The 17,446-nt window shown below is 59.6% G+C and carries 21 protein-coding genes; 8 read left to right on the top strand and 13 right to left on the bottom strand.

Translation table 11 applies throughout. The annotated features are described in order from the left end of the window. The first annotated feature begins 164 nt into the window (after window positions 1-164). Window positions 165-2,906, top strand: a complete 2,742-nt coding sequence (locus tag AB731_RS11140) for an ATP-dependent DNA helicase (protein WP_047094070.1) — start codon at window positions 165-167, stop codon at window positions 2,904-2,906. Next, window positions 2,903-3,436 carry a SixA phosphatase family protein gene (locus AB731_RS11135; protein WP_047094071.1) on the top strand — a complete coding sequence of 178 codons (534 nt, stop codon included), beginning with the start codon at window positions 2,903-2,905 and terminating at the stop codon, window positions 3,434-3,436. Before AB731_RS11140 ends, AB731_RS11135 begins: the two co-directional genes overlap by 4 nt. Here the strand turns inward: AB731_RS11135 and AB731_RS14005 are convergent, their stop codons facing one another. Next, the gene (locus AB731_RS14005) at window positions 3,437-4,012 is read right to left on the bottom strand and encodes a TetR/AcrR family transcriptional regulator (protein WP_047094072.1); all 576 of its coding nucleotides are present in this window, start codon (window positions 4,010-4,012) and stop codon (window positions 3,437-3,439) included. A gap of 69 nt (window positions 4,013-4,081) precedes the next feature. Here AB731_RS14005 and AB731_RS11125 point away from each other — a divergent pair, with 69 nt between their 5' ends. After that, complete coding sequence (locus tag AB731_RS11125; RefSeq protein WP_052769025.1) at window positions 4,082-4,948, top strand: alpha/beta hydrolase; 867 nt, start codon at window positions 4,082-4,084, stop codon at window positions 4,946-4,948. 12 nt (window positions 4,949-4,960) lie between these two features. Here AB731_RS11125 and AB731_RS11120 read toward each other — a convergent pair whose 3' ends face one another. The 5 genes from AB731_RS11120 to rpmF all read right to left on the bottom strand — a co-directional run bounded on the left by AB731_RS11120 (window position 4,961) and on the right by rpmF (window position 8,065). Next, the gene (locus tag AB731_RS11120) at window positions 4,961-5,347 is read right to left on the bottom strand and encodes a MerR family transcriptional regulator (RefSeq protein WP_047094073.1); all 387 of its coding nucleotides are present in this window, start codon (window positions 5,345-5,347) and stop codon (window positions 4,961-4,963) included. A 56-nt stretch (window positions 5,348-5,403) separates the two neighbouring features. After that, the gene (locus AB731_RS11115) at window positions 5,404-5,703 is read right to left on the bottom strand and encodes an integration host factor subunit alpha (RefSeq protein WP_162199488.1); all 300 of its coding nucleotides are present in this window, start codon (window positions 5,701-5,703) and stop codon (window positions 5,404-5,406) included. Between the two features lie 107 nt (window positions 5,704-5,810). Next, complete coding sequence (locus tag AB731_RS11110; protein ID WP_047094074.1) at window positions 5,811-6,776, bottom strand: beta-ketoacyl-ACP synthase III; 966 nt, start codon at window positions 6,774-6,776, stop codon at window positions 5,811-5,813. Continuing rightward, window positions 6,773-7,852 (bottom strand): phosphate acyltransferase PlsX, encoded by a 1,080-nt coding sequence (gene plsX / locus AB731_RS11105; RefSeq protein WP_047094075.1) that lies wholly within the window; start codon window positions 7,850-7,852, stop codon window positions 6,773-6,775. The genes AB731_RS11110 and plsX overlap by 4 nt, the downstream gene beginning before the upstream one ends. A 30-nt stretch (window positions 7,853-7,882) precedes the next feature. After that, window positions 7,883-8,065 (bottom strand): 50S ribosomal protein L32, encoded by a 183-nt coding sequence (gene rpmF / locus AB731_RS13845; RefSeq protein WP_082126465.1) that lies wholly within the window; start codon window positions 8,063-8,065, stop codon window positions 7,883-7,885. Window positions 8,066-8,304: 239 nt separating this feature from the next. On the opposite strand from rpmF, the gene AB731_RS11100 reads away from it, so the two are divergent. After that, complete coding sequence (locus tag AB731_RS11100) at window positions 8,305-8,697, top strand: MAPEG family protein (RefSeq protein WP_047094076.1); 393 nt, start codon at window positions 8,305-8,307, stop codon at window positions 8,695-8,697. Window positions 8,698-8,707: 10 nt separating this feature from the next. Here the strand turns inward: AB731_RS11100 and AB731_RS11095 are convergent, their stop codons facing one another. Then, on the bottom strand, window positions 8,708-9,373 hold the full coding sequence (locus AB731_RS11095) for an MBL fold metallo-hydrolase (RefSeq protein WP_269429532.1): 666 nt from the start codon (window positions 9,371-9,373) through the stop codon (window positions 8,708-8,710). A 52-nt stretch (window positions 9,374-9,425) separates the two neighbouring features. Between AB731_RS11095 and AB731_RS11090 the strand changes: the two genes are divergently transcribed. Both AB731_RS11090 and AB731_RS11085 read left to right on the top strand, forming a co-directional pair. After that, window positions 9,426-9,884, top strand: coding sequence for a GNAT family N-acetyltransferase (locus AB731_RS11090; protein ID WP_047094077.1), 459 nt, complete (start codon window positions 9,426-9,428; stop codon window positions 9,882-9,884). Between the two features lie 92 nt (window positions 9,885-9,976). Next, window positions 9,977-10,390, top strand: a complete 414-nt coding sequence (locus tag AB731_RS11085; protein WP_047094078.1) for an ester cyclase — start codon at window positions 9,977-9,979, stop codon at window positions 10,388-10,390. On the opposite strand, the gene AB731_RS11080 is transcribed toward AB731_RS11085, so the two are convergent. Further along, complete coding sequence (locus AB731_RS11080) at window positions 10,387-11,019, bottom strand: LexA family transcriptional regulator (RefSeq protein WP_047094079.1); 633 nt, start codon at window positions 11,017-11,019, stop codon at window positions 10,387-10,389. The genes AB731_RS11085 and AB731_RS11080 overlap by 4 nt on opposite strands. 145 nt (window positions 11,020-11,164) lie before the next feature. On the opposite strand from AB731_RS11080, the gene AB731_RS11075 reads away from it, so the two are divergent. Together AB731_RS11075 and AB731_RS11070 are read left to right on the top strand one after the other, a co-directional pair. Next, on the top strand, window positions 11,165-11,353 hold the full coding sequence (locus AB731_RS11075) for a hypothetical protein (protein WP_047094080.1): 189 nt from the start codon (window positions 11,165-11,167) through the stop codon (window positions 11,351-11,353). Beyond that, window positions 11,343-11,711 (top strand): hypothetical protein, encoded by a 369-nt coding sequence (locus tag AB731_RS11070; protein ID WP_047094081.1) that lies wholly within the window; start codon window positions 11,343-11,345, stop codon window positions 11,709-11,711. The genes AB731_RS11075 and AB731_RS11070 overlap by 11 nt, the downstream gene beginning before the upstream one ends. On the opposite strand, the gene AB731_RS11065 is transcribed toward AB731_RS11070, so the two are convergent. The 5 genes from AB731_RS11065 to AB731_RS13695 are packed head-to-tail and all read right to left on the bottom strand — an operon-like array spanning window position 11,708 to window position 17,424. Next, entirely contained in the window at window positions 11,708-13,141 is a 1,434-nt protein-coding gene (locus tag AB731_RS11065; RefSeq protein ID WP_047094082.1) for an aldehyde dehydrogenase family protein, read from the bottom strand. The two genes, AB731_RS11070 and AB731_RS11065, sit on opposite strands and share 4 nt — an antisense overlap. Window positions 13,142-13,162: 21 nt before the next feature. Next, the gene (locus AB731_RS11060; RefSeq protein ID WP_047094083.1) at window positions 13,163-14,818 is read right to left on the bottom strand and encodes an acetolactate synthase large subunit; all 1,656 of its coding nucleotides are present in this window, start codon (window positions 14,816-14,818) and stop codon (window positions 13,163-13,165) included. 23 nt (window positions 14,819-14,841) lie between these two features. Next, window positions 14,842-16,284, bottom strand: coding sequence for a cysteine--tRNA ligase (gene cysS, locus AB731_RS11055; protein WP_047094272.1), 1,443 nt, complete (start codon window positions 16,282-16,284; stop codon window positions 14,842-14,844). A 58-nt stretch (window positions 16,285-16,342) separates the two neighbouring features. Then, window positions 16,343-16,876 carry a DUF2939 domain-containing protein gene (locus tag AB731_RS13700; protein ID WP_052769026.1) on the bottom strand — a complete coding sequence of 178 codons (534 nt, stop codon included), beginning with the start codon at window positions 16,874-16,876 and terminating at the stop codon, window positions 16,343-16,345. 53 nt (window positions 16,877-16,929) lie between these two features. Continuing rightward, on the bottom strand, window positions 16,930-17,424 hold the full coding sequence (locus AB731_RS13695; protein ID WP_162199481.1) for a DUF2939 domain-containing protein: 495 nt from the start codon (window positions 17,422-17,424) through the stop codon (window positions 16,930-16,932). Window positions 17,425-17,446: the final 22 nt, after the last annotated feature.

Below are 17,446 nucleotides of genomic sequence, written 5' to 3'. Positions count from 1 at the left end.
AAAGCGAATTGCGGCGGGCCGAATTGCCGACTGTACCTTTGCAGATGCGGCCGAAGCTACGACCGGAGCGGTTCTGGTGTTCAGCGCCGCGTTGCAGTATGTTTCACAGGGAGAACGGCGCAGCAGATGTTTACATTCCGTTCTCTCGCAGGATAGTGGCGCCGATGCCCGCCCCGCCCCCTCAGCCGGTTCCTTTGCCTGCGATCCACGCCAGCCATGCCGGCAGCTGGATCCGCAGCCCCAATGGCGAAACGCGCGGTGTAGCGAAGGGCGAGGCCGTAATGGCCGCCGCCGATACGCCGCATTTGCTGATGAACGCGCCTTTGGTGGCAACGCGGCTTGGGTATCCCGATTTATCAGGCCTCGATCTGCTGGAGCTGTTTGCTTTTATCCACCCTGCGCGGTTCTGCGTGCCGACTGCCAAGGGCCTTGCCGACGCGCTGGATCTGGCAGAGCCGGAGGACGGCGCGGCAGTGCCGCAATTCCTGCAAATGGCAGCAGGTGTGCTGCTTGCCCGATGCGAAGCTGACGATTGGGCCGAACGCGAAGGCGCTTGGAGCGCGCTGCAATCGCTTGGGCGCATGCGCTGGCCATGGGCACAAATTATCGCTCCGCATGTGCGCCAGCCGGAAAAGGCAGAAAAATGGCTGTTTTCCCGCCTGCCAGAATGGGAAGAAAGCCCGGAGCGCCCGCAGCCTGCACATGTTTCATTGAGTGAAGATGCCATCCATAGCCAGCTTGACCGGCTGACAGGGTCCGGCGCGGAAAAACGTGTGGGCCAGCGCAGCTATGCCGGCGCAGTTGGTGCGATTTTCTCCCCGCGCGAAAAGCGCGCCAAACCGCATGTGCTGTTGGCGGAAGCGGGCACTGGAATCGGCAAGACGCTGGGCTATCTCGCCCCGGCGTCCCTTTGGGCTCAGGAAGCGCAAGGCACGGTCTGGGTCAGCACTTACACCAAGAACCTCCAACGCCAACTCCGCGATGAAAGCAAACGCGCCTGGCCGGAATTCCGCCCCGATGGCAGCCGACCTGTGGTGGTACGAAAGGGGCGGGAAAATTACCTCTGCCTGCTCAATCTGGAAGACGCGCTGCAAGGCGGGTTTGGCGGGCGCGCAGCAATTCTGGCGCAGATGGTAGCACGCTGGGCGGCATACAGCCGCGACGGCGATATGATCGGTGGCGACTTGCCCGGTTGGCTCGGAACGCTGTTCCGTGCGCGTGCCATCCGCAGCCTGACGGACCAGCGCGGCGAATGCATTTATGCCGGGTGCCCGCATTACCGCAAATGCTTCATCGAACGTGCCGCGCGGGCCAGCGCTCAGGCCGATCTGGTGATCGCCAATCATGCGTTGGTGATGGTCAATGCAGCGCGCGGGCGGGACCATGCGCAGCGTCCCACCCGCATCGTGTTCGACGAAGGGCACCACGTTTTCGATGCCGCTGATTCCACCTTTGCCGCCGCGCTGACAGGTCAGGAAGCAATTGAACTGCGCCGCTGGATTGTCGGTCCCGAACGCGGATCAAAAGGGCGGCGACGCGGGCTTTCGGCTAGGCTCGCCGATGTAGCCAGCTATGACGAGGCGGGCGGTGAAGCCATCGCCGCCGCCTGCGATGCAGCAGCAGCCTTGCCCACCGACGGATGGCTTGCCCGCTTGGCTGAAAACGCACCCTCCGGCGAAATCGAAGTGCTCCTCGCCGCTGTGCGCGCCGTAACCTATGCCCGCGATGAAAGCGGTGCTGCGACTGCGGGATATGGCATCGAGACAGAAGCCGCCGGGCTGGACGGGCGATTTATCGAACATGCACAATCTGCCGCGCAGGCGCTTTCGGCAATCCGCGTCCCGCTCATTAAACTGGGCCTGCGGCTGGAAGCGATGCTGGAAGACGCGCCCGATTGGCTGGATGCACAGGGCCGCGCCCGCATCGAAGGGGCGCGCTTTTCTCTATCGTGGCGGATCGACACATTGTCGGCATGGGAAGCATTGCTCGGCCGGCTTGGCGGACCGGCAGACGGCGAATTCGTCGATTGGCTCGCAGTTGATCGTAACGAAGCGCGCGAATTCGATATTGGCCTGCACCGGCGCTTCCTCGATCCGATGAAGCCATTCGCCCGCACTGTGCTGGAAGGCGCGCACGGCGTAATGCTGACCAGTGCCACGCTGACCGATCGCACTCCCGAAGGCCGCGATTGGGCAACCGCGATCGCCCGATCGGGCGCGGCGCATATCGAAGTGCAGCCACGCGTCGCGGAAGCCGAAAGCCCCTTCGATTACGCAAGCAACGCCGAAGTGCTCATCGTCACCGATGTGAAGAAAGGCGACCTTGCAGGCCTTGCCGGAGCCTATGCCCGCATTATCGAGGCGAGCGGGGGCGGCGTGCTCGGCCTATTCACCGCGATCCGCCGGATGCGCGCAGTGCATGGCCGGATTGCAGACCGCCTTGCACGCGCCGGCCTTCCGCTGTTTGCCCAACACGTCGACCCCATCGACACCGGTACGCTGGTAGACATATTCCGCGATGATCCACGCGCCAGCCTGCTTGGCACCGATGCCCTGCGGGACGGTGTCGATGTGCCGGGTGAATCGCTGCGCTGTGTGGTGATGGAGCAGGTACCGTGGCCCAAGCCCAGTATCCTGCACCGCGCCCGCCGTGCGGCTGGCGGGGGCTCTGCCTATGACGATACGATCATTCGCGGGCGGTTGGCGCAGGCCTTTGGGCGCCTGATCCGCAGCCGGGATGACAAGGGCCACTTTATCGTCCTCTCCCCCGCTTTCCCTTCGCGGTTGCTATCGGCCTTCCCGCAAGGTGTATCCATCACGCGGTTGACGCTGGATGAGGCTTTACAACGGGTCGCAACGGGTGTTTCTAACATGCAGGCCGAACTCGAAAAGGATGCGCACTCTTGAAACGCCTCGGCCTGCTGCGACACGCCAAATCTGATTGGGATGATATGAGCCTGCGCGATTTCGATCGCGGGCTGAATGATCGTGGCCGCAAAGGTGCAGCGCTGATGGGGGATCACATCCGCAAAACCGGGGCGAACTTCGATATGGCGCTCGCCAGCTCAGCCGAACGGGTGAAGCGCACGCTGGAGGCAAGCGGTCTCGATCTGCCCATCCAGTTTGAAGAAAGCGCCTATCTTGCAGATTCATCTACGCTCATCGGTTTGCTGAAAGGGGTTAAGGGTGACCCCGAGGCCATTCTGCTTGCCGCGCACAATCCCGGCCTTCAGGAACTCGCTCTCGTGCTTGTCCCGCCTGATGGGGAGGACGAATTGTTCAACGAAGTCATGCAGAAATATCCGACATCGGCCTATGCCGTGTTTGATCTGGACATCGATCGCTGGGATGACATTTCAGCCGGGTGCGGGAAGCTTGTGCATTTTGCCCGTCCACGCGATCTTGATCCTGCTTTGGGGCCTGAACAGGGCAATTGATTACTGCGCAGCGCTACGGCCAAGCATCTCCAGCTGCCGCTCCACGCTTGCCATGATGCGCGCAATCCATTGAGACGGTTCAGCCTCAGGACCGAAATTTTGCGCGCGAAGTGCGACGTGACCGTGGACCAGCGCAAACAGGTCGCCCGCCACTTGGCGCGCATCACGTTCCCGGCCAGGAAGGCGCTCAACCAACTCCACAAACCGAGCGTAATTGGCAAAAGCGATGCTGCGCGCCTCGCTAGTGGGCGTAAAACCCGCCGTTGCTGGTGAAAACATCAATCGGTAATGCTGCGGCTGTGACCGGGCGAGGTCCAGATACTCGCTAATGGTCTCCATCACCGCATCGCGCGCTGACCCTCCGCTGGCAGCAGCAGCACTTGCAGCCGATCCCAGCCGTTCAAATCCGCGCAGAAACAGGGCATCGAGCAGGCCGGTCTTGCCGGAAAAATTGCGATAAATTCCTATCGTCGATTGTTTTGCCCGCCGAGCGACTTCGCGCACAGTCATGCCTTCGACAGTCATATCTTCGATCGCTTGCGCGGCTGCGGCTATCAATGTTTCACGCTTGGTCATGCTGACACCTCTTGACGACGGCGAGAATGAGGAGCAAATGATAACACTGTTATCAGGCAGGTCACAACAATGGTTTCGATCCAGCGTCTTTTCGCCCGCTTGCAGGCAGTCAGCCCGCGTCTGGCTGGAGGCGCCGCGCTGTTCCTGTTCACGCATCCCCTGCCACCGGCCATCCGGTCCGATGCAGAAAAGCGCCTGACACAACGCGCACGGCGAAAACTGGTAGAGGCCGAACACAGTATGGTGCGCGCGCACGGTTACCGTATTGCGACATATCGGTTCGCGCATTCCGCCCTGCAGCGGCGCGGCACGGTTCTGCTGGTTCACGGCTGGACAAGTGCAGCGGCCTTCATGACTGCCCCGGTCGAACACTTGCGCGCATTGGGGTATGACGTGGTCGCATTTGACTTGCCGGCGCACGGGAAATCCAGCGGGCGCAAGGCTGAAATGATGGATTGCGCCCTTGTTCTGGGCGCAGTTGCCACACGGCACGGGCCGATTGATCAGGTTATCGCGCACAGTTTTGGCGGCCCTGTTACGACACTCGCCTTGGCCAGCGACCTGTCCCCCGGTCTGACAGACGAAACGCGCCTCCATTTCATCGCTTCACCCAATCGGCTCGCTGATGTTACGGCGCAATTCGCCGCCGCATTGGGGTTGAGCCGGGAGACGCAAACCATCTTCGAAAGCGCTGTCGTCGCACCATTTGGCGTCGACCTGGATGCAATGGACGGTAACTTGCTGCTGGGGGATCGGCCCAATCCGATCACGATCCTGCATTCGCGCGATGATCTTGAAGTGACTTATGACGCGGCAGAAAAATTCGCTCGGCTTGGGAAACAGGTACAGCTTCGCACGCTGGATGGGCTCGGCCACAGGCGGATTTTGCATGCGCGGCCAAGCATGGAAGCTCTGGTGGAAGCTGTAACCGCCTGACGCTGCAGCCAATCAGTTGAGTGCGGCAGCCAGGCGGTCTCTGATAGCGCGCAATTGCTGTGTGACTTCGGGCCCGGGGCCGCCCGGGCGCACAGCAGGCGCGACCTCTGCAGCCGTTTCTGGAATCGCCATCGTCGTGCCGCGCGGTATGGCAGACGCAGCAGGCGCAGTATTATCCACATTACCTGCCGAAATCGCCTTTGCCGCGCCTTTCAGCGTATAGCCTTCCTGATTGACCAGCCGATCAATGGTTTCGACCATTGCGATGTCATCCGCGCGGTACAACCGCCTGCCCCCGCTGCGTTTCAACGGCTGGAGCATCGGGAATTGCTGTTCCCAATAACGCAGTACGTGGGGTTTCAGGCGAAAAGCAGCAGACACCTCACCGATAGTGCGCATGGCGCTATCGGCTTTTCCGTCATCGAAATGCGGCCCTTTGGAGGAGCCTGCACCACTCACGAAGCGTTCGCGATCCGCTCTTTAAGCTTCTGGCTGGCGCGAAATGTCATTACGCGGCGCGGAGTAATCGGCACTTCGACACCCGTTTTCGGGTTGCGGCCGATCCGTTCTTTCTTGTCGCGCAGCACAAAGCTGCCGAAGCCGGAAATCTTGACGTTTTCTCCGTCCGACATGGCTTCACACATTTTGGTAAGGATCGCTTCGACCAGGTCGAGGCTCTCAGCGCGCGAAAAACCCATCTTGTGATTGATTGTTTCGGCCAGGTCGGCGCGTGTCAATGTTCCTACGGAACGCATAGAATCCATGGTGATCCCTCTCTCAATATTGCGCGGCCCACTTTATATTTATGAACTTTCATGACGGCAAAGGCAAGGAATGTAATGTCTTAACCTAGGGAAAATTCCTACGCCCGCAAAAGAGTGGCGCCCCAGGTGAAACCGCCACCCATTGCTTCCAGCATAACCAGATCGCCTTGCTTTATCCGCCCGTCACGCCGCGCCACATCATAAGCCAGCGGTACGGATGCGGCAGAAGTATTCGCGTGTTGATCTACTGTAACCACCACTTTTTCCATCGGCAGGCCGAGTTTGCGGGCCGTTGCATCCAGAATGCGGGCATTTGCCTGATGCGGCACAACCCAATCTATGTCGGCCGGTTCGAAACCAGCATCGGCCAGCACTTCGCGCAGCACTTCTGCCAGATTGCCAACTGCGTGGCGGAAGACCTCACGCCCTTTCATCCGCAGTTTGCCAACGTCGCCCGTGGTTGATGGGCCGCCGTCGACATACAGCAGATTGCCATGCGCGCCATCCGCATGCAATTTCGTGGCGAGCAGGCCCGGACCGTCTTCGGCCACGTCCTGCGCCTCTACGATGAAAGCCCCTGCCCCGTCACCGAACAATACGCATGTTGTGCGGTCTTCCCAGTCGAGAATGCGGCTGAAAGTTTCTGCCCCGATGACTATGGCACGTGTCGCCATGCCGGAACGGATCATCGCGTCCGCTGCGGCAAGGGCGTACAGAAAGCCCGAACAAACAGCGGCGATGTCAAAGGCTGGAAAGCCCTTCCCGCCAAGCGCATTTTGAACGGTGGTCGCAGTCGCGGGGAAGGTGCGATCAGGCGTGGCGGTGGCCAGTACAATCAGGTCGATATCGGCGATCGTGCAGCCTGCGTTTTCCATCGCGGCTTGCGCTGCTGCCGTGGCGAGCGAGCCGGTCGTTTCATCATCGCTGGCGATATAGCGCTGTGTAATCCCCGTTCGTTCGCGGATCCATTCGTCGCTGGTGTCCACCTTTTCCGCCAGATCAGCGTTTGTAACGCGGTTTCTGGGCAAGGCAGAACCGCTTCCGGTCACAACGGTACGGATCATTTGGACGGCCCGCCACCTGCGTCGGGACTGGAAGCACCTTGGGCGTTGCCATTCATTTCGGCTTCGACTTCGGCCAAATCTGCCATGATGCGCTGGGTAATGTTGTCTTCCAGCAGGCGCGCAGCCACGTCCACTGCATTGCCCACGCCCTGGGCGTTGGCGCTGCCATGCGATTTCACAATCACGCCGTTCAGGCCAAGAAACACCCCGCCATTATGGTTGTTCGGATCGAGATGATGTTTCAGCAATTCGGTCGCCGGGCGCGAGACAAGAAAGCCGATCTTAGAGCGCAGGGAACTGGTGAATGCTGTGCGGAGCAGGTCAGTCACGAAACGCGCCGAACCTTCGATGGCTTTGAGCGCGATGTTGCCGGAGAACCCATCGGTCACCACCACATCAACTTCGCCGCGATTGATCTTGTCGGCTTCGATAAAACCATCGAACTGCATGGCGAGGCCGGTGGCGTCCTGCAAACGCTGGCTTGCCTGGCGCAGATCATCTGTGCCCTTGATGCTTTCCGTGCCGATATTGAGCAGCCGCACGCGGGGTGCTGCCTTGCCGGTCACGATGCGGGAGTAGGCTGCGCCCATAATCGCAAATTGCACCAGATTGCGGGCATCGCAATCGGTGTTCGCGCCCAGGTCCAGCATGACCACGTCGTCTTCCAGCAACGTCGGCATGAGGCCGGCAAGAGCTGGCCGGTCAATTCCGGGCATTGTGCGCAGGGCAATCTTGCCCATCGCCATCAGCGCGCCGGTGTTGCCTGCACTGACCGCAGCACCGCAATCACCGTTTTTCACAGCTTCGATGGCGAGGCCCATGCTGGTCGTCTTGGCACGGCGGATGGCGCGGCTTGGTTTTTCGTCGCCTTCGACCACACCCTCGCAATGGAGGATTTCGGACGCACCGCGCAGATTGGGATGTTCTTCCAGAGCAGACTTGATCTGCGCTTCATCGCCCACCAGCAGAAACGAGAATTTGTCGTGGCGACGACGGGCCATGGCCGCGCCGTGCACCATTACACGCACGCCCTCATCTCCGCCCATCGCATCAATGGCGATACGCGGAAGGCTCATGCGCAAAATTCCTTATCCTGGCCGGAAGTCTTAAAGACCTTTGGGCTCAATGACCTGACGGCCATTGTAGTGGCCACACGCATTGCACAACATGTGCGGACGCTTCAGTTCACCACAGTTGGAACATTCATGGAATGCCTCAACCTTCAGCGAATCATGCGACCGGCGATTGCCCCGGCGATGCGGCGAAACTTTTCTTTTAGGGACAGCCATTGCGGCACCTGTTCCTTGAATTCGTGTCTAAACTGTTCGGATACCGACCTAGGACATGCCCTGCTGCCACGCAAGCGCGGTGAAGTAGGGATACCTCGAATACGGCGAAGGACCGCGCTATACTTGGATTTTGCGGGTTTGCAAGCGTTGCCGACTGACTGTAGCGCCGTAAACAGACAATTGCTTCCAAAGGCCCGTGCATAAGTCCGCTTCGGTGTCGTTTTCAGAAAGGCCGCACGATGATATTACCAGCCACCACTTTATTGGCCGGGGGGGCCGCCCTGCTCACCATCTGGCATATGATCCGTATAGGACGTGTGCGCATCGCCGAAAAAGTTCTGCATGGCAGCGGGGAAAACGAACTGCTCGCGCGCCGGATGCGCGGTCAGCTGAATTTCGTGGAGAGCGCGCCGTTCGTTATCGCACTCGCGCTGGTGATCGAATTGGCAGAAGCTGGCGGTATGTGGCTGAAAATAGTCGCGATCATCTTCCTCGCAGGCCGCGTAGCGCACGGAATAGGTATGGATCACGATTACCCGCATAAGGGCCGCCAGTTCGGCACAATCGTCACTCTGTTGACGCTGCTGGTGCTGGCTATTTCTGCAAGCCTTGTCTCATTCGGCGTGATCTAACCGCGCTGCCTCAAGTTCTTGCCATCACTGCATCGCCGACGAAGGGATTGGTCTTGCGTTCCTGACCAAAAGTGCTGGTCGCGCCGTGCCCGGGGACAAACGTCACCCCGTCACCCAGCGGCCAGAGCTTTTGCGTGATCGCATCAAGCAATGACTGGTGATCGCTCATCGGGAAATCGGTGCGCCCGATGCTGCCCTGAAAGATCACATCGCCCACAAAGGCAAAATTCGCCTCCCGGCTGAAGAACACGACATGGCCCGGCGTGTGGCCGGGGCAATGGATGACCTCCAGCGTGACTTCGCCAAAGCTGACCGTGTCTCCGTCCTTCAGCCAGCGGGTCGGTTCAAAAACCGCACATTGCATCCCGAAACGCGGGCCGTCCTCGTCCAGCCGGCTGATCCAGAACCGATCCGCCTCATGCGGGCCTTCGATCGGCAGGCCCAGCTCCTCCGCCAGCATTCCTGCCTGCCCGCAATGATCAGCATGGCCGTGAGTGAGCAGGATTTTCTCCAGCGTGACCCCAGCCTTGGCGACGGCCTCCTTCAGCTTCTCCAATTCTCCGCCCGGATCGACCAGCGCGCCACGCATCGTCTTTGTGCACCACACCAGTGAACAATTCTGCTGGAACGGTGTGACGGGGATAATGGCGGCGCGGATAGGAGATTGCTTGGTCATGTCAGACTAATTGGCGGTGACGGCCAAGGCTTGCAAGCGTAGAAACGCGGCCATGAGTGACCTGAGCTATCGATCGGCGGAGGAAGCCGACTTGCCTTTCCTTGACGCGCTTTCGGCGGCGGATGAAATCGGCGCGGCGCGCGATCCCTTGCTGCCGGACCAGCAGGCGCAGGCATTGGAGGCATTCCAGGCAATCACCGCCGACCCGAATCACGCGCTGTATATCGTGGAGAAAGGTGGAACGGCGGTCGCCAGCTTTCAACTCAGTTTCATTCCCGGCATTTCACGGCGCGGCGCATGGCGCGGCCAGATCGAGAGCGTGCGCGTCCTGCCCGATGCGCGCGGACAAGGCATTGGCGAGGCTATGATGCGCTGGGCGATTGCCGCTTGCAAGGATCGCGGCTGCGGGATCGTACAGCTGACAAGCGACCAGAGGCGCAGTGACGCGCATCGGTTTTATGAGCGGCTGGGATTTGCACCCAGCCACACGGGCTTCAAGCTGACGCCCTGATCCTGAAGAAGATAGCTGGACGTGCGCCTTACTTCCAGCCAAGGTTGCCCGGTTCGGCTGCGATGGAGCGGCCGGCACTTCCGGGGGGAATTATGACAATCAAAGAAAACGCGCTCGCCTTTTTTGACGCCTGCGAAACCGGCAAGGGTTGGACAGTCTGCAAGCAGTGGTGCCACGACGATGCGAGCTTCAGCGCGCAAGCCGATGCGCTCGGCGAAGTGAAGTCACTGCAGGCATACGCAGACTGGATGACGGATATCGTCCAAGTCATGCCCGACGCGCGCTATGAAATGCTTGCATTTGGAGTCGACGAAGAGCGTGATGCGATTTCCGCCGCAGCAGTGTTCCATGCCACCCACACCGGAGAAGGCGGCCCTGTACCACCTACCGGCAAGTCAGTCGTTTCAGATTACTGCTATTACATTAAATTCAACGGCGGGAAGATCAGCCATATGACAAAGATCTGGAACGATGGCCACGCGCTCCGGCAGGCCGGCTGGGCCTAAACCCGCCCACTTTTCCAGACCACGCGGCCAATCACGTTCAGATCCTCTGCCTTTACCTGTATCGGCGGATAGGAGAGGTTTTGGCTGAGCAGTGAAAATCGCCCTGCCCCCTGGTTCGCCACACGTTTGACCAGCAGACTGTCGTCCATGCGCACCACATGGATGCCGTCGCGGAAGGGTTGGCTTCGGCGGTCGACCAGCACTTCATCGCCTTCGCGCAGCAACGGTTCCATCGAATCGCCGACTACGCGGATCGCCGAAAGCTGCGCTCCGTCCAAACCTTGCTCTGTCAGCCAGCGGCGAGAAAAGCGGAAGGCGTCAAAGGCTTGTTCCTGCGCAGGGGTTGCGCCCGGGCCGGCCGATGCATCCACTTCAAGCCGCGGAACGTCGATCCAGTCGCGGCTAGCAGGCTTTACGTAGGAATTTTCCTGCGACGCACCGAGCTCCGATTCATCCAGACCGAGGAATTGCGCCAGTTTGCGCCGGTCATCCTCCTCCAGCTTTCGCGGGCTTCCCTTCGTGATATACTGCTGAAGATAAGTGCCATTACGGCCGATCATGCGGGAAAGAGCCGCCAGGCTGCTACCTTTTGCGCGGACGGCCTCTGCCAATCTCTCTCGTGCGTCCATGGTCAATTCCCTACATAATGAACAAATCCTTCCTACACGATGTATTTTTCCTAGACAAGTAGGATTTCAGGCGCTGTTTTACATCCATCGAGTCGATGCCGAGTCGCGGGATCGAAGGTTCACAATGCAAACTGAGGGTCGCCAAATGCTCATCCGCAAGATCGAAGTCTTCCTGCGCCACACCAGAATGCCGCCGACCAAGTTTGGTCGCCTTGCCGCACATGATCCGCGCTTCGTGCTCGATCTGCGCAATGGCCGCACGCCCCGCCCTCAAACAGAGCAACGGGTGGAACATTTCATGAACAAATACCGGGAGATGACCAATGCGTATTGATCGCCAGCCACTTGCAAGGCCCTCCGCCAAGAAGCCCCCCCGCCAGCGGAAGGGCCCGCGCGAAAAGCTGGCCGAGGCGCTGCTATCGCTTGCAAATGGCAAGGCCCACATCCTCAGCCACAGCGAAAAGAGCTGGGCCAGCATAACCTTTGCCGGGGCACGTCACCGCGTAGAATTGGAATTCGCTGGTGCCGAGGCGGTGGAAGCAGGTGAATGCTTCATCGTCTTCTTGCCGGAACACGAATTCGCTATCCCCGGCCAGTTGGTGGCTGATGCGGCAATCACGCAGGTGGACCACACGCTGGAGCCGCAGCGCATGGTGGTGACGGTTGAGATTTTGGTGCTGGAGGAGGGTTAGGTCCGCCGCACTACCAGATTGCGGATCTCGGTCATGTCTTCCATCGCAAACTTCACGCCTTCGCGGCCAAGACCTGAATCCTTCACGCCGCCATACGGCATGTTATCCACGCGGTAGCTGGGCACATCGTTGATGACGATACCGCCCACTTCCAGCCTGTCCCACGCATCGAACATGGCGAACAGATCACGGGTGAAGATGCCCGCCTGTAGGCCAAAGGTGCTCCGGTTCACCTCTTCCAGCGCCTCGTCCATAGTGGCGAAACGCTGGAGGATGGCAAGCGGGCCGAAGGCCTCATCATTGATGGCGCGGGCGTCCTTATCTACGCCTTCCAGCAGCGTCGCCTCCAGCATATTGCCGTCCAGCCCGCCGCCGCAAAGCAGCGTAGCGCCGCCGTCCACCGCCTCGTCGATCCAGCCCTTCAGGCGCTTGGCCTCGCCTTCCGAAATCATCGGGCCGATGAATGTGTCGCGGTCTTTCGGATCGCCGGATTTCAGCGTCCTGGTCTTTTCGACCAGCATATCGCGGAAAGTATCGTAGACTTCTTCATGGATGAGGATGCGCTGTACGCCGATGCAGCTTTGGCCGGACTGGTAAAAAGCACCGAAAACGATCCGCTCCAGCGCGTCATCCAGATCGGCGTCACGGTCCACCACTACGGCAGCATTGCCGCCCAGTTCCAGCACGACCTTTTTCTTGCCGCAGCGCGCCTTCAGGTCCCAGCCCACAGCCGGTGAGCCGGTGAAGCTGAGCAGTTTCAACCGTTCGTCCACGGTGAACAGATCCGCCCCGTCACGGCTTGCAGGCAGAATGCTGAACGCGCCTTCGGGCAAATCAGTCTCGGCCAGAACTTCACCGATGATAATCGCGCCCAGCGGTGTCTTGCTGGCAGGCTTCATGACGAACGGGCAGCCCACAGCAATCGCAGGCGCCACTTTGTGAGCCGCCAGATTGAGCGGGAAGTTGAATGGCGAGATAAAGCTGCACGGCCCGATCGGATAGCGTTTCCAGATCGCCTGGTAGCCCTTGGCGCGCGCGCTGATATCCAGCGGCATCACCTCGCCATACATGCGCGTCGATTCCTCGGCGGCGATCTGGAACGTGTCGATCAGCCGGGTTACTTCACCCTCTGCATCCTTGATCGGTTTCCCCGCCTCCACGCACAAAGCATAGGCAAGCTCGTCAAACCGCTCCCGGAAGCGCTTCACGCAGTGTTCCAGCACCGCTTTGCGTTCATAACTGGCCATGCGCGCCATTGGCTCTGCCGCGCGCACTGCGCCGGCAATCGCCTGGTCGATAATCTCCGGACTGGCGAGCGCGGTGCGAAATGCGACCTTGCCGGTGAACTTGTCGGTCACCTCCAGATCGGTGTTCGGCTGCACGGCCTTGTTGTTGAGATAGAGCGGGTATGTGTCTTTAAGCTGAGGCATAAAATCTCCTGCCCTATCAAATCAGAGCGCCGCGCTCAGTTCCTTCAGGTCACTGTTCAAAATCTGATCGTTTTCGGTATAATCGACCGGGCAATCAATCAGATGGACCCCCGGCGTGTCGCGGCAGTGAGCCAGCAATTGCGCCAGATGTGCGCTGGATTCTGCCCTGTGGCCGGTCGCGCCATAACTGTTTGCATAGGCGACAAAATCCGGGTTGCCATACGTCAGGCCCCAGTCCTTGAAGCCCATGTTCGCCTGCTTCCAGCGGATCATCCCGTAGGCATCATCGCGCAGGACCAGTACAGTCATGTTCAGGCCAAGCCGGACCGCAGTTTCCATCTCCTGACTGTTCATCATGAAGCCACCGTCACCGCAGATCGCCATGACCTTGCGTTCGGGATACAGCATCGCGCTCATCATCGCGGATGGCAGGCCTGCCCCCATGGTGGCGAGCGCATTGTCGAGCAGGACGGTGTTGGGCAAATAGGCCGTAAAACCGCGTGCAAACCAGATCTTGTACACGCCGTTGTCGAGGCAGATGATGCCATCTTCCGGCATGCATTCACGCACCTGGCTGACCAGATGCGGCGGAAAGATCGGGAAGCGATCATCGGCGGCCAGCTTTTCCGTATGTTCAACATCGGCGCGGCGATATTGCGTCAGCGAAGCTGCGTCCCATTTGCCCTGCGGAACAATGTCTTCCTTGATCTGCCAGATGGCGTTGGCGATATCCCCGATCACTTCGATTTGCGGGAAATACACCGGATCAACTTCCGCCGTCTTGCTGGAGACGTGGATCACCTTGGCACCGCCCCGTTCCATGAAGAACGGAGGCTTTTCGATTACATCATGGCCGATATTAACGATGCAATCTGCGGCTTCGATGGCGCGGTGGACGAAATCGCCGGCTGACAATGCCGCGCATCCCAGGAACAGCGGATGGCGTTCGTCGATCACACCCTTGCCCATCTGCGTTGTAACAAAGGGGATGCCGGTCTTTTCGATCAGCTGGCGCAACATGCGGCCCGTCATCTTGCGGTTCGCGCCAGCGCCAATCACCAATACCGGGCGGCTGGCACCTTCCAATGCCTCGACCGCCTGCCGCACGGCCTTGCCTTCTGCCGAGGGACGGCGCGCGATGGAGGCCGGAATGGGCCGCGAATGGCATTGCTCTTCGGCTATATCTTCGGGGAATTCGATATGGACTGCACCGGGCTTTTCTTCCTCGGCCAGACGGAATGCCTCGCGAATGCGGCTGGGAATGTTCTCCCCCGCGGCCAGCTGATGCGCATATTTGGTGAGCGGCCCCATCATCTCGACCACATCAAGGATCTGGAAACGCCCCTGCTTGCTCTTCTTGATCGGTTTTTGCCCGGTGATCATCATCATCGGCATGCCGCCAAGCTGGGCGTAGGCACCTGCGGTCACCAGATTGGTCGCACCAGGGCCGAGCGTTGCAAGGCACACGCCGGTCTTGCCGGTATGCCGCCCGTACGTCGCAGCCATGAAGCCCGCGCCTTGTTCATGCCGTGTCAGCACCAGCTTTATCGTCTTGGAATCAGAAAGGCTTTCGAGAAAGTCGAGATTTTCCTCACCCGGAACACCGAAGATGTATTCGACACCTTCCGCCTCCAGACATTGAACGAAAAGGTCTGATGCTTTGGTTGTTTCAGGCATGTATTAATCCCCCCAGTAAAAAATTACGTCAGCTTCCACTCCCACCCGAGCGGGTCGCCGTCCATCACCTCTACGCCTATTTCGGTGAGTTCGTCACGCAGCGCGTCGGATGTGGCGAAATCCTTCTCTGCCCTGGCAGCCTTGCGGCGCGCGAGAGCATCTTCGATTTCGGCCTCGGTAATGGTCGCAGACTTGGGCCGGATGCGAAGATCATGGCGGGTGATGCCGAACAGGTTGAGGCCGAGCACGGCATCCATTTCCGCAATGACAGCGCGCTTCACGCCAGCATCAACCTTCTTCACCGCCAGCGCCTCTTCCAGCGCAGTGATCGCGATAGAGGTGTTGAGATCATCCGACATGGCATCGGCAAACTTGGCGCGCATCGGCGCAAACTTGGGATGTGACGGATCGCCTGTCTCGGAATCGGGCATGCGCTCAACCATCATCACGATCCGCTTCAAGCGTACGAGTGCTGCCTCCAGCCCCTCCCACGAAAACTCCAGTTCGCTGCGGTAGTGCGCCTGCAGGCACATCATCCGGTAGGCGAGCGGGTGGTAACCCTTGTCGATCAGCAATTGCAGCCGCAGGAATTCGCCCGAAGACTTGCTCATCTTGCCCGATCGCTCGATCAGGAAGTTGTTGTGCATCCAGATGTTCGCGCCCGAATGACTTGCCACATCCAGTGAACCGCATCCGCAAAACGCCTGATTTTGCGCGATTTCATTGGGGTGATGGATTTCGCGGTGGTCGATGCCACCGGTATGAATATCGAACGGGAAGCCGAGCAGTTTCTCGCCCATCACACTGCATTCCAGATGCCAGCCCGGCGCGCCCTTGCCCCACGGCGAATCCCATTCCATCTGCCGCTTTTCGCCCGGCGGGGTCTTGCGCCAGATAGCGAAGTCGGCAGCGTGGCGTTTGCCCTCGACCGTGTCGATCCGGCCTTCCCCGTCCTCGGTAACGGCGCGAGCGAGCTTCCCGTAGTCGGCGACGGTGGAGGTGTCGAAATACAAGCCCGTTTCGCATTCGTAACAGTGCTTGTCCGCAATGCTTTTCGCAAACTCCAGCATTTCTTCGATATAGTCCGTGGCGACCGACCATTTGGCGGGCTGGCGGATATTCAGCGCCTTCACATCGGCCCAGTACGCTTTGGTATAATGCTGCGCGATCTCCCAGATCGACTGCGCTTTCTCCGCCGCCATCTTTTCCATCTTGTCCTCACCCGCGTCGGCATCATCGGTCAGGTGCCCCACGTCTGTGATGTTGATGATGTGGGTAAGCTTGTATCCCTTCCAGCTCAGCGTCCGGCCCAGAATGTCCGCGAACACATAGGCGCGCATGTTGCCGATATGGGGGTAATTGTAGACCGTCGGCCCACAAGTATAGACCCGCGCCTCGCCTGCATGGACTGGCGAGAAGGTTTCGATCTGGCGGGTGAGCGAATTGAAGAGCTTGAGGTCAGTCATCGTGCGCCTGATGCGCGAAGCAGCCATGCGAATCAACTGTGCAAGCGCGGGTCAGACTTCAATAGAAAGTGTAATCTGTCTGCGGGACGTTTGGTTCGACGATTTCAAACCCGGTCAGCTTCCAGCCCAGCCCGTCCCGCGCGAAAATCAGGATCGGTCCCGCTGTGCCATCCTCGAACGTGCCAATGGCGCGGAAGTTCTCCAGACCTTCGCGCTCCACATCCCAGGATATTTCCTGCCCGCGCAGCCGTTCCGGCAGCAGGCCCGCAGCGAACGCGCCGCTGGAAACCATCGTGCCGACTGCTTCGGGGGTGAGCGCGCGGTTGGCGACTTCGCGCCCCACCCTCTCCACCACAGCGCCGCTTATTTCGCCCAGAAAGCCGCCCTGCCCGCGCTGGCGCTGCGTGGCTTCGTTGATCTGTTCGGAGGCGGAAGCGCGGAGCGCATCGAAATCGACACGGCTCTCCAATTCCGCCACATCCCCAGCCTTCGCTGCATCGGCCAGACCTTTCATGGCGAGCCACGGCGACGCGAAATACCAGCCGCCGATGATGAGGGCGACGAGGAGCAGGAGGGAGAAGAGCTTTTTCATGGTATCTTCAATTGCAGCGATAAGTCCGGTCTATCAGCCGGCATTCAGAAATTTCAATTACCCAGCACGTCTGCCGGCATGTCGATGGCAGTTAACCTCCAAGACAATCCGTCTCGCTCGAAGATTAGGGTTGGAGGTGTCTCACCGGATTTCAGAGACGGTGTCGCGCGAAAGCTCGAAAATCCTTCGCGCTCCAAAGACCAATCTTGATCAGAAAAACCTTCTGCCTGCTCCCCATCAGCCTCTTCTCTGTTGAGACGCCCACGGGTAATCAGTGCTGACATCCCCTCAGGAGTTACGAGCCCATCCACCATCGTGTCCACCATACCCATGGCAAACATTGAGCCGAGCGCCTCAAGCCCGTCCTGTTCCTCTGAATTCACAATTTTGGCTGCCAGAGAAGCGCGAAATTCGCTCTTCAAGGATTCGCGAACCTGCGGAAAATCAATCGAATTCTCCAACTCAGCCTGATCGCCAGATTCTGCCGCCGCTCGAAGATCATTCATCGCAAGATATGGAGATCCGAGATACCAGCCAAAAACCAGCATCGCGATCAGCGTGCCCGCAATC

The sequence above is a fragment of the Aurantiacibacter marinus genome (genome assembly GCF_001021555.1).
Classification (GTDB): domain Bacteria; phylum Pseudomonadota; class Alphaproteobacteria; order Sphingomonadales; family Sphingomonadaceae; genus Alteraurantiacibacter; species Alteraurantiacibacter marinus.
This window is presented reverse-complemented; position numbering and strand designations above follow the sequence as displayed.